An 11,360-nucleotide genomic window follows, 5' to 3' on the forward strand; every position below is an offset into this window, starting at 1 on the left:
TTTTTATGCATAACCATAGGTATACAAAGCATACAGATATTCTCTGGATACTTTAGAATCACATGATAAAGGTATTCTTAAACTGGGTACAAAAAACTAAGCCCTCCTAAAAAAGGACATCTAATTATTTGTTCCCGCTATCAAATTGACAGTTTATTTAAGAATACCTTGCCGCATATTTATTCCTGAATAATTCATAGCTTTAATTCTTTGGCACATTTTATTGAAATATGTATCACTAATATCCCTATCAACTGATTTTGACTAAAAAGTTACTTCAAACATTCACTGTTCAAAAATATTGAGGAATAAATTTTGGGTGTAAGGCATTTTGAGCATACTTCTCCCTGGATAACTTCCCAGTAAAAAAATCGTTAGATTGTTGGAGATGGTCGTACTTACGATTACACGGTGGGGATTCGCGCGGTGACTTCAATTGATGGCATGACTGCTGACTTTGCCCGTATTCCATGGGATGTTTTACAAAAAATCTCTGTACGAAAAGAAGTTCCATATCCTAGCTCAACTAAATCCTTTTTTGTGACCGTTATCATTATTACTCCTTTCCCAATTATAGGCTAGGAAAACTCCAATATTCACCTATAATTATATCAAATAGTTTTATAATAATACACTGACAAGAGAAGAATATCTTAGCAATCGAACAGCTCTAGCAAAGCTCACAGGAATTTCACTTCTGCATGGTTCTCATGTAGCCGTACCCATTGCCTGTGACGCTTCTAACGCTCGGACTATGGCTATACGGGAGTATCATTATCACGATAAGAAAGTCATGGCAGCAATCCTGCTAAAGATTACTTTCGAATTACTAACATGAATCGCTCACTAATTTTGTAGGTCATGGCGTGTTAGTTCATCAGCTCTTTTCTTACCGAAACGTATTCGATTGCCTTTATTTGGTTGTCAAAGAACGTTTGGCTTGTTAGCCTATCAAAACCTACTGAACACACAATATGCTTTGATGGAATAACAAACCTCCCAAATCGGGAAGCGTGGATACGATTCGACACGCTTCCACGAAAAAATGGGACTATTTAATTTCGAACGATAAAATCTTAGAGATGAGTTTCGTTTCCATTCTGCCACGTAGGGTTTCATCAATAACCATATGAGAATTTCCATATTCGTCTGTCATGCGACGTATGGGCATAAGAATGCCCATCTTTACACCGAAAACTATCCCTCCAACTGAAAATCTTCCAATAATTCCTGTTGCGTCAACCAATCATTTTCGACCTGTTCGAGCTTTTTCTTTAATTCTGCCTGATCTGCTAATAATGTTGTTAATTTTTCTTTATTTTCAGCAAGATAAAGGTCGTTATCCGCTAATTGCGTTTCTATTTGCGCCAGTGTTGTTGAATATTGCTGCATACTTTTTTCAAGCTGTTGAATTGCTTTTCTAATCGGCGCTGTTTTTTCGCGTAATTCCGCTTCACGCCGTTTTTGTTCCTTTCGTTGAAGAAATTCATTTTCCTTATTAGTTTCGGAAGTCATCACTTGCTGATCAGCATCCGATTCTAATGTTAACAACCATTTTTGATAATCTTCCAAATCGCCGTCAAACGCTTCAACTTTTTTATCGTGTACCAAATAGAATTCACTGACGGTATTGCGTAACAAATGACGATCGTGCGATACCACCACTAACGAACCTTCGTAATCCATTAATGCTTCAGTAAGAGCTTGACGCATATCCAAATCCAAATGGTTGGTCGGTTCATCAAGCAGCAACAAATTCGGTCGTTGCCACACGATTAATGCCAAAACCAAACGTGCTTTTTCACCACCGGAAAAAGAAGCGATTGCCTGTTTGACTTTATCGCCGTGAAAAGCAAAACCACCGAGATAATCCCTCAATTCCTGTTCCGTTTTGGTCGGTGCTAAACGTTGTAAATGCCATAAAGGACTCTCTTCAGCACGTAAAATATCGAGTTGATGCTGGGCGAAGTAACCGAGCTGTACACCTTTGGCTAATTGCACAACACCTGATTGTGGTGCAAGTTCTCCGGCTAATAATTTAATCAGAGTCGATTTCCCGGCACCGTTTTTCCCTAATAAGCCGATGCGTGAACCGGGCACTAAATTCAGTTTAATCTGCTGTAAAACCAGATGTTCGCCATAACCGGCACTCACTTTTTCCATTGATAACAATGGATTAGGCAGATATTCCGGTCGTGGAAAATGGAATGAAAACGGATTGTCGATATGAGCCGGAGCGATTTTTTCCATTCGTTCCAGTGCTTTAATTCGACTTTGTGCCTGCTTAGCTTTGGTGGCTTTTGCTTTAAAGCGATCAATAAATTTTTGCAGATGTGCAATTTTTTGTTGCTGTTGTTGGTAGAGTGCATTCTGTTGGGCAAGTTTTGAAGCACGCATTATTTCAAAATTTGAATAATTTCCAGTGTATTCAAATAGTTGGTGTTGTTCTATATGGATAACTTTATTAATGATCGGATCGAGAAAATCGCGATCGTGAGAAATTAAAACTAATGTGCCTGAATAACTTTTCAGCCAACTTTCCAGCCAAATAACGGCATCTAAATCCAAATGGTTGGTCGGTTCATCAAGTAGGAGTAAATCTGAACGGCAAAGCAGCGCTTGAGCCAAATTCAGACGCATTCGCCAACCACCGGAAAATGATTTTACCGGCAGACTGAGCTGTGATTCTTCAAAACCTAAGCCGTGCAACAATGTAGAAGCGCGGGATTGAATTGTCCAAGCATCGATAGCATCCAGTTGAGAATGAATAGCAGCAATGCGATAACCATCATTTTGCTGATTGGCAAGGGCTAATTGTTGTTGTAATTGTGTATATTCACGATCACCTTGAATGGTATAATCCAAAGCAGAAATTTCCAATGCCGGCGTTTCCTGATTAACCCAACTGATTTGCCAGCTGTTCGGATAGGTGACATCGCCTTGTTCGGGGAGCAATTCGCCTTTGATCAGTGAAAATAGCGAGGATTTCCCACACCCGTTTTTGCCGACAAGTCCGACTTTCTGACCGGGTGTGATGGTGGCATTGGCGTTTTCTAATAATGTTGTAATTCCGCGTTTAAGGGTCAAATTTGTAAAAATTAACATTTTTCGATATGCTCTTGATAAATTTTATTATTTTTCAGTTTAGGATGGCCGAATGTTTGATTCTTTTTTAGTACAGTTTGTTGTTTTATGGGCCGTAATCGATCCTATCGGCTCAGTTCCTGTGTATCTTACCAAAACTATCGGGCTGTCGGCGACAGATCGAAAGAAAATAGCAAGAAATGCGGTACTTATTGCGACAGGAATTTTGTTTTTCTTTTTGATTACAGGCCAATTTTTATTGGAGGCGATGCAAATTCCTTTAACGGCATTTCAGGTTGCCGGCGGCTTGGTGCTGTTGCTTTTTGCGTTAACGATGGTGTTTAGTGAAGGCAAAGCGGAACAGGAGATGCGTTTGTCTTCAAATATCAATGAATTAGCGGTTTATCCATTGGCAGTGCCGTCCATTGCTTCGCCCGGTGCAATGATGGCGATTGTGTTATTAACCGATAACCATCGTTTCAGTTTTGCGGATCAGATTGTAACGGCAGCCATTATGGCGTTAGTGCTGTTGATTACCTATTTATTATTGATAGCCGCAAATAGGATTCAACGTCTAATCGGTACAACCGGTGCCGCAATTATTAGTCGCGTGATGGGCTTGATTTTGGCGGCAATTGCGGTCAACCATATTTTAAGTGGCATTAAAGCCTTTTTTATTGAAGTGATTCCAACTGTTACATAATTGTTAAAAAATAAAGCAAAAAAGAGACGTTTTATTGATAAAGGTGATAAGATAACGTTCTTTGCCAGGATAGAGAAATTTTTATGCCATTAGGAAATTTATATATTGTATCTGCGCCGAGCGGTGCAGGGAAATCTTCGCTAATTTCTGCACTATTGCAGCAACAGCCAAGCTATGAAATGCAGGTTTCCATTTCGCATACTACGCGTCAACCGCGTCCGAATGAGGAGCATGGAAAACATTATTATTTTGTTGATCATAAAGAATTCGAGCGATTAATTGCGGAAGATGCTTTTTTAGAATATGCGGAAGTCTTCGGAAATTATTACGGTACTTCATTGCCGATGATTGAGCGTTCATTAAAACAAGGGATTGATGTTTTTTTGGATATTGATTGGCAAGGGGCGCAACAAGTTAGAAAAAAAGTACCAACAGCTAAAAGTATTTTTATTTTGCCGCCGTCACTTCAAGAATTGGAGAGACGTTTGATCGGACGTGGGCAGGATTCAAAAGAAGTGATTGCTGCAAGAATGCAAAAAGCGATCAGTGAAATTAGCCATTATGATGAATATGATTATTTAATCATTAATGATGATTTTGATCAGGCATTGAGTGAGATTAAGGTGATTTTAAAAGCAGAAAAATTGCGGGTTGAGCGACAAGTTCAACGTCATCAATTATTAATTTCACAATTACTGGCGAAATCGGAACAGCTTTAGTATTATACGTAACCTTTTTATTGGTTGAATAGTAAACAATTTAGTTTTGGAGAAAAATATGGCACGCGTAACCGTACAAGATGCAGTAGAAAAAATCGGAAACCGTTTTGATTTAATTTTAACCGCCGCTCGTCGTGCGAGAGAGTTGCAACTTCACGTCCGTGAACCGTTGGTTCCAGAAGAAAATGATAAACCGACCGTTATTGCATTGCGTGAAATTGAAAAAGGATTGATCAATAACGATATTATGGATGCTCAAGAACGTCACGATGCATTAGAACAAGAACACGCTGAATTACAAGCAGTGTCTTTATTGGCAGATGTGGAATAATCACTATTATTAAATCTATTGCTGAAGAACGAGTTATGTATTTATTTGAGAGTTTACATACAATAATTAAAAGTTATTTACCTGATGATCAAATTGAGTTAGTTAAACGTGCGTTTGTGATTGCGCGTGATGCTCACGAAGGTCAGACTCGTTCCAGTGGTGAACCTTATATTACCCATCCGGTTGCAGTGGCTTCTATTATTGCTGAAATGAGATTGGATCACGAGGCGGTAATGGCGGCACTATTGCACGATGTGATTGAAGATACTCCTTATACTGAAGAAGAATTAACCGCAGAGTTTGGTAAAAGTGTGGCGGAAATCGTTGAGGGAGTATCTAAATTAGATAAATTAAAATTTAGAACTCGCAAAGAAGCTGAAGCGGAGAACTTCCGCAAAATGATTTTAGCAATGACACAGGATATTCGTGTCATTCTCATCAAATTGGCAGACCGAACCCATAATATGCGTACACTCGGGGCATTGCGTCCGGATAAACGTCGCCGTATTGCTAAGGAAACATTGGAAATTTATAGTCCGTTAGCACACCGTTTAGGTATTGAGCATATTAAGAACGAGTTGGAAGATTTAGGTTTTGAGGCATTACATCCTCATCGTTATCAAGTATTGCAAAAAGTTATTCAAAATGCGCGCGGTAATCGTAAAGAGATGATTCAACGTATTACCGATGAAATTAAGGGGCGTTTGGATGATGTCGGAATTCATGCTCGTGTGTTTGGACGTGAAAAACATCTCTATTCCATTTATCAAAAAATGAAAATGAAAGAGCAGCGTTTTCATTCAATTATGGATATTTATGCATTTCGAGCTGTTGTTTCGGACGTGGACACCTGTTACCGCGTGTTAGGGCAAATGCACAGTTTGTATAAACCGCGTCCTGGTCGTGTTAAAGATTATATTGCTGTGCCGAAAGCGAACGGCTATCAATCTCTGCATACATCAATGATCGGGCCACATGGGGTGCCGGTTGAGGTACAAATTCGTACTGAAGATATGGATCAGATGGCGGAAATGGGGGTGGCAGCACATTGGATTTATAAGCAAGGTGGCAAGAATGATAGTACCACCGTACAAATTCGAGCGCAGCGTTGGTTGCAGAGTTTGATTGAATTGCAACAAAGTGCCGGAAATTCATTTGAATTTATTGAGAGTGTGAAGTCGGATCTTTTCCCAGATGAAATTTATGTTTTTACTCCCAAAGGTCGTATTGTGGAGTTGCCGGCAGGAGCAACGCCGGTTGATTTTGCTTATGCAGTGCATACCGATATTGGTCAAACCTGTATCGGTGCAAGAGTCGATCGTCAGCCTTATGCACTTTCTCAAGCGTTGCAATCCGGTCAAACTGTAGAAATTATTACCGCACCTTCTGCACGTCCTAGTGCAACTTGGTTAAATTTTGTAGTAACGGCAAAAGCACGCTCAAAAATTCGTCAAACATTGAAATCTTTGCGCCGTGATGAAGCGATTATGCTCGGAAAAAGGCAATTATTCCACGCATTATCACCAACGAAACTGGAAGATATTGATAGTAATAACATTTCAGCATTGTTGGCGGAATTAAAGTTAAATAGTTTAGATGATCTATTAGCGGAAATTGGTTTAGGTAATCAAATTAGCGTAGTCATTGCACATCGCTTATTAGGTGAGAAATTAGAAATTGATACCGATGGTGATTTGAGTAATAACACTTATAAAGAGACCGAAAGTGGTGTTTTAATCAAAGGTGTTGATGGTTTGTTGATTAATTTTGCAAAATGTTGCCATCCGATTCCAGGAGATCCGATCGTGGCTTATGTTAGCCCGGGTAAGGGATTAGTAATTCACCATGAATATTGTGCTAATATTCGACACCGTGAAGAAAATGCGGATCACTATATGCCGGTAGAGTGGGAAAAGAGCGAAAACAGCGTAGAGTTTGAAGCAGAATTGCGTATTGAAATGCTAAATCAGCATGGTGCTTTTGCGAATTTAACCTCAGCTATTACTTCGGCTGGCAGCAATATTCAAAGTATCTGGACAGAAGAACGTGATGGGCGTGTTTATCAGGTCTTTGTTGTTTTGACAGCGAAAGATAAAATGCATTTGGCTTCAATTATCCGTAAAATCAGTGCGGTATCCGGTGTCGTTGAAGTTTTCCGCAACATTAATGAATAATGCAAGCAGAAACATTACTTGATCATTTGCCTCTTACTGTTCTTTCCGGCGTTGGTGTGGCAATGTCGGAAAGGTTATCCCGTTTGGGAATTCATTCTGTTCAGGATCTATTATTTCATTTTCCATTGCGTTACGAAGATCGTACCCACATTACCCCAATTGTTGATTTGCGTCCGAATAGTTATGCCACAATAGAGGGGATTGTGCAGACGTGTGAAGTGCAGTTTGGTCGCCGCCCAATGCTAACTGTCTCTCTTTCTGATGGCTCATCAAAAGTTATGTTGCGCTTTTTTAATTTTAATGCTGGGATGAGGAACAGTTTTTCGAATGGTGTCAGAGTGAAGGCATTTGGAGAAATTAGGCGTGGACGATTTATGGCGGAAATGCATCACCCTGAATATCGTATTATTCATCATAATGAACCTTTGACACTAGATGAAAATTTAACTCCGATTTACCCTTCAACAGAGGGATTAAAGCAAGCATCTTGGCGTAAATTAACTGAGCAAGCATTGGCATTATTGGATAAAGCCACTATTAAAGAGTTGCTCCCTACAGAATTTAATCCTAGTGGGTATGATTTGAAAAGTGCAGTGCAGTTTTTACATCGACCTCCGGCTGGCACATTATCAGCAATTTTGGAAAAAGGGGAACATCCAGCACAACAGCGCTTGGCATTTGAGGAGTTATTGGCTCACAATTTAGCAATGCAAAAAAGTAAGCAAGATGCACAACAGAACTCAGCGATTGCGTTACGTTATCATAGCAATATCAAGCAACAATTCTTGGCAACGTTGCCATTTACCCCAACAAAAGCACAATTACGAGTAGTAGAAGAGATTGAGCAGGATCTGCAACGATCTCAACCGATGATGCGTTTAATTCAAGGCGATGTTGGTTCCGGAAAAACGGTAGTGGCATTATTGGCTTCTTTAGTGGCGTTGGATAATCAGCAACAGGTGGCGATTATGGCTCCAACGGAAATTCTTGCAGAACAGCATTTGCATAATTTTTCTCATTGGCTGGAACCGTTTGGCATTAAGGTCGGTTGGTTGGCAGGTAAGGTAAAAGGCAAAAAACGACAGCAGTCATTGGCACAGATTCAATGTGGTGAAACGCAAGTGGTTATTGGCACGCACGCTTTATTTCAGGAGCAAGTGGAGTTTCATTCGTTAGCGTTGGTGATCATTGATGAACAGCACCGTTTCGGCGTTGAACAACGGTTATTGTTGCGTGAAAAAGGCGCAAAGAATGGATTGTATCCGCATCAACTGATTATGACGGCAACGCCAATTCCTCGTACCTTAGCAATGACGGCATATGCTGATTTAGATATTTCTGTGATTGATGAATTGCCACCAGGAAGAACACCGATTAAAACTGTAGCAATTGCAGAGGAGCGGAGAGATGAATTGGTTCAGCGAGTGTTTCACGCTTGTACTGTGGATAAACGGCAAGTTTATTGGGTTTGTACTTTGATTGATGAGTCTGAAGTATTGGAAGCTCAAGCTGCGGAAGCCTTGGCAGAGGATTTGCGAAAAACATTGCCAACACTTGAGATTGGATTAGTTCATGGAAGAATGAAGTCGCAAGAAAAACAGAATATGATGGATATTTTCAAAACAGGTGAAATTGATGTGTTGGTGGCAACAACTGTGATTGAGGTAGGAGTTGATGTGCCAAATGCGAGTTTGATGATTATTGAAAATGCAGAAAGGCTGGGATTATCACAACTTCATCAATTGCGCGGACGCGTTGGTCGAGGGAATGTTGAATCTTTTTGTGTACTGCTTTATAAAACACCTTTAGGTAAAATTTCACGACAGCGTTTAGATATTATGCGTAGTAGCAATGATGGTTTTGCTATTGCGGAAAAAGATTTAGAAATTAGAGGTCCAGGAGAAGTATTGGGGGTTAAACAAACAGGTGTTGCAGAGTTTAAAGTGGCTAATTTAGTGCGCAACAGACGATTATTACCAGCAGTGCAACGGTGTGTAAATCAGCTAATGCAAATAAATTCTCCCAATATAGAACAGTTAATTCATCGCTGGTTAGATCAAAAGATAGAATATTCCAATGCATAATTATTCTTTATATCGTCAATACTTACGTGAACTACACTGGCAATCTGATTTTTCAGGATTAAAGCCGATGTATCGAAATTGGTTATCTCTGCATGGTTCGTTGACTGCAGCATTAAAACAAAAATGCCGCAAGCTTAATGTATTTCCTGTGTTTGAAGGATGGATAGTTACATCACAAGAACAACAGATAGGATTTCATTGTGATAGTGATAAATGTTGGTTGAGGGAAGTTGTGTTAATTGGCGATGGACAGGAATGGATTTTTGCCAGAACTTTTATTCCGGAATATACATTTGCATTTTATAGTGAGAAAATTTACCGATTAGGAAAAATGCCGTTGGGGTCCTGGCTGTTTCAACAAAATGTACAACGAACCGAAATAAAATGGGGAGCGAATCATCAGCATTATGCTCGTTGTTCAACATTGAGTTTACAGCAGCGCCCCTTTTTTGTGAGTGAACTTTTCCTAAAAGATTTTTGGCGAAAACTTAAATATCTGAATGTTTAAGAGAAATCTGTTTATTGGTTGAATCAGTCTATTTTATGGCGGATAATGCTTCCATTTCCTTTCAAATGCCATTTGTCGTGAAGTTATTTTGATAAAATTAATTAAAGCACAACAAATCACAAACTTATAAAAATTATCTAAATTATGACAAAAAATCCAACAATTCTATTTTTTGATTCCGGTGTCGGCGGATTAAGTGTCTACCGTGAAGTAAAAGCATTATTACCCAATTATAATTATCTTTATTGCTTGGATAATGCTTGCTTTCCTTATTCAGAAAAACCGGGAAAACTGCTGGAAAAACGATGTGTTGAAATTTGCCAAAAAATTGCTATAAACCAACAAATCGACTTGATTGTTATTGCTTGTAATACCGCCAGTACAATAGTTTTGCCAGCAATGAGAGCTGCTTTTAATTGTCCAATTGTAGGAACTGTTCCAGCAATTAAACCGGCAGCAGAAAAAACGCAAACGAAAGTGATAGGTTTACTGGCAACTAAAGGCACGATTACACGCCCTTATGTAGATGATTTAATTCAACAATATGCAAAAAATTGCGAGGTAAGACGTTTAGGTTCAACCGATTTAGTTGAAATAGCGGAACAAAAATTGCACGGCAAAAAAGTCGATTATCTTGCAATTAAGAGAGCAGTTGCCGAATGGCATTATGAATATGAAATGGATACAGTGGTGTTGGGTTGCACTCATTTTCCTTTATTGAAAGCGGAATTGAAGGCGTGCCTACCGCAAATTTCTTTCTTTATTGATTCTGGAAAGGCAATAGCACGCCGAGTGCAATCATTGCTTCCACAAGTAACAATAGCCAAGAATAATGATAAGCAAATTGCTTATTGCACAGCACCTTTTGATGATGAAAATGATGTAAAAAAAATGTTTTTTGACTGGGGGTTTACTCAGTTAGAGTTATTGCTGATATGATATATTGTGAATGTGAATAAGGAGTATCTTGATGGTTTTTGATAATTTTATCCAACAGAGTCAATTTTATTTTGATTTATATCGGCATTTTTTATTATATCGCGATAATAAAAACGTTAAAAAGTTATTATTGAATTACCTACCTGAATCAATTCCTACATCAGAAAATATTCCAAAAGTTTTACATTATTGTTGGTTTGGGGGGGGGGAGATATCCTGATATTGTTAAACGTTGTATAGACAGTTGGCATACTCAAAATGGATTTACATTAAAGTTATGGAATGAAGAAAATTTTCCCATTGAACTTTATCCTTTCGCACAACAGGCATTTCAACAAAAGAAATGGGCTATGGTATCTGATGTGGCAAGATTACATGCACTTTATTACGAAGGTGGAATTTATCTTGATACTGATATGGAACTAATCAAACCATTAGAACCTTTATTAAATTATCAATGTTTTGGATGTGTAGAGGCTAAAAGGTTAATTTCAATAGGATTAGCTGGAGCAAAACCTTGTCACCCTTGGATAGGAAAGGTCTTATCTTGGTATAAAGTAACGCCTTTTAGAGATGGCTATCGTACTATAGCAAATACAAGAATTTGCTCCAGGATGACAGAATTACATTATAAGGTAAAACTAAATGGTCAATCATTTGAATTAAATGATGGGATGTATTTCTTCCCATATGATTATTTCTTACCAAGAAGGGGTGACAAAGGTAAGTTTATTATTACAGACAATACGATTGCAATTCATCATGGTACAAGGTTGTGGTAGTTTTGGTTTAAAAATAAGCAATTAAAAAATAAATTA

At 38.7% G+C, this 11,360-nt stretch carries 10 protein-coding genes and 1 pseudogene; 9 read left to right on the plus strand and 2 right to left on the minus strand.

Translation table 11 applies throughout. The features are described 5' to 3' along the window. Positions 1–378: 378 nt before the first annotated feature. A pseudogene (locus P375_RS12800) lies at positions 379–501 on the plus strand (hypothetical protein); the annotation flags it as partial. A 550-nt stretch (positions 502–1,051) separates the two neighbouring features. Here P375_RS12800 and P375_RS12220 read toward each other — a convergent pair. Next, positions 1,052–1,183 carry a helix-turn-helix domain-containing protein gene (locus P375_RS12220; RefSeq protein WP_156962336.1) on the minus strand — a complete coding sequence of 44 codons (132 nt, stop codon included), beginning with the start codon at positions 1,181–1,183 and terminating at the stop codon, positions 1,052–1,054. A gap of 14 nt (positions 1,184–1,197) precedes the next feature. Then, entirely contained in the window at positions 1,198–3,105 is a 1,908-nt protein-coding gene (locus tag P375_RS08295) for an ABC transporter ATP-binding protein (protein ID WP_039136014.1), read from the minus strand. A 52-nt stretch (positions 3,106–3,157) separates the two neighbouring features. Between P375_RS08295 and P375_RS08300 the strand changes: the two genes are divergently transcribed. The 8 genes from P375_RS08300 (at position 3,158) to P375_RS08340 (ending at position 11,324) form a co-directional block, all read left to right on the plus strand. Then, positions 3,158–3,787 carry a MarC family protein gene (locus P375_RS08300; RefSeq protein WP_013745712.1) on the plus strand — a complete coding sequence of 210 codons (630 nt, stop codon included), beginning with the start codon at positions 3,158–3,160 and terminating at the stop codon, positions 3,785–3,787. 83 nt (positions 3,788–3,870) lie between these two features. Beyond that, complete coding sequence (gene gmk / locus P375_RS08305; protein ID WP_039136015.1) at positions 3,871–4,506, plus strand: guanylate kinase; 636 nt, start codon at positions 3,871–3,873, stop codon at positions 4,504–4,506. Positions 4,507–4,564: 58 nt separating this feature from the next. Beyond that, positions 4,565–4,837 (plus strand): DNA-directed RNA polymerase subunit omega, encoded by a 273-nt coding sequence (gene rpoZ, locus P375_RS08310; RefSeq protein ID WP_013745710.1) that lies wholly within the window; start codon positions 4,565–4,567, stop codon positions 4,835–4,837. A 35-nt stretch (positions 4,838–4,872) separates the two neighbouring features. Continuing rightward, on the plus strand, positions 4,873–7,011 hold the full coding sequence (spoT, locus tag P375_RS08315) for a bifunctional GTP diphosphokinase/guanosine-3',5'-bis pyrophosphate 3'-pyrophosphohydrolase (protein WP_039136016.1): 2,139 nt from the start codon (positions 4,873–4,875) through the stop codon (positions 7,009–7,011). Beyond that, positions 7,011–9,095, plus strand: a complete 2,085-nt coding sequence (gene recG, locus P375_RS08320; RefSeq protein WP_039136018.1) for an ATP-dependent DNA helicase RecG — start codon at positions 7,011–7,013, stop codon at positions 9,093–9,095. Before spoT ends, recG begins: the two co-directional genes overlap by 1 nt. Further along, on the plus strand, positions 9,088–9,603 hold the full coding sequence (locus P375_RS08325) for a chorismate--pyruvate lyase family protein (protein ID WP_039136020.1): 516 nt from the start codon (positions 9,088–9,090) through the stop codon (positions 9,601–9,603). Before recG ends, P375_RS08325 begins: the two co-directional genes overlap by 8 nt. 144 nt (positions 9,604–9,747) lie before the next feature. Next, a complete protein-coding gene (gene murI / locus P375_RS08330; RefSeq protein ID WP_039136022.1) occupies positions 9,748–10,542 on the plus strand; it encodes a glutamate racemase in 795 nt (264 codons plus the stop codon). A 197-nt stretch (positions 10,543–10,739) separates the two neighbouring features. Then, complete coding sequence (locus tag P375_RS08340; RefSeq protein ID WP_167333070.1) at positions 10,740–11,324, plus strand: glycosyltransferase family 32 protein; 585 nt, start codon at positions 10,740–10,742, stop codon at positions 11,322–11,324. Positions 11,325–11,360 lie beyond the last annotated feature (36 nt).

It is taken from the genome of Gallibacterium genomosp. 2 (genome assembly GCF_000771895.1).
Classification (GTDB): Bacteria; Pseudomonadota; Gammaproteobacteria; order Enterobacterales; family Pasteurellaceae; genus Gallibacterium.

Bases quoted from the DNA above. Each gene is read 5' to 3' on its own strand.
- spoT (WP_039136016.1), top strand. From the start codon at position 4,873: ATGTATTTATTTGAGAGTTTACATACAATAATTAAAAGTTATTTACCT.
- P375_RS08325 (WP_039136020.1), top strand. From the start codon at position 9,088: ATGCATAATTATTCTTTATATCGTCAATACTTACGTGAACTACACTGG.
- murI (WP_039136022.1), top strand. From the start codon at position 9,748: ATGACAAAAAATCCAACAATTCTATTTTTTGATTCCGGTGTCGGCGGA.
- recG (WP_039136018.1), top strand. From the start codon at position 7,011: ATGCAAGCAGAAACATTACTTGATCATTTGCCTCTTACTGTTCTTTCC.
- P375_RS08300 (WP_013745712.1), top strand. From the start codon at position 3,158: ATGTTTGATTCTTTTTTAGTACAGTTTGTTGTTTTATGGGCCGTAATC.
- P375_RS08295 (WP_039136014.1), bottom strand. From the start codon at position 3,105: ATGTTAATTTTTACAAATTTGACCCTTAAACGCGGAATTACAACATTA.
- P375_RS12220 (WP_156962336.1), bottom strand. From the start codon at position 1,183: ATGGGCATTCTTATGCCCATACGTCGCATGACAGACGAATATGGAAAT.
- rpoZ (WP_013745710.1), top strand. From the start codon at position 4,565: ATGGCACGCGTAACCGTACAAGATGCAGTAGAAAAAATCGGAAACCGT.
- gmk (WP_039136015.1), top strand. From the start codon at position 3,871: ATGCCATTAGGAAATTTATATATTGTATCTGCGCCGAGCGGTGCAGGG.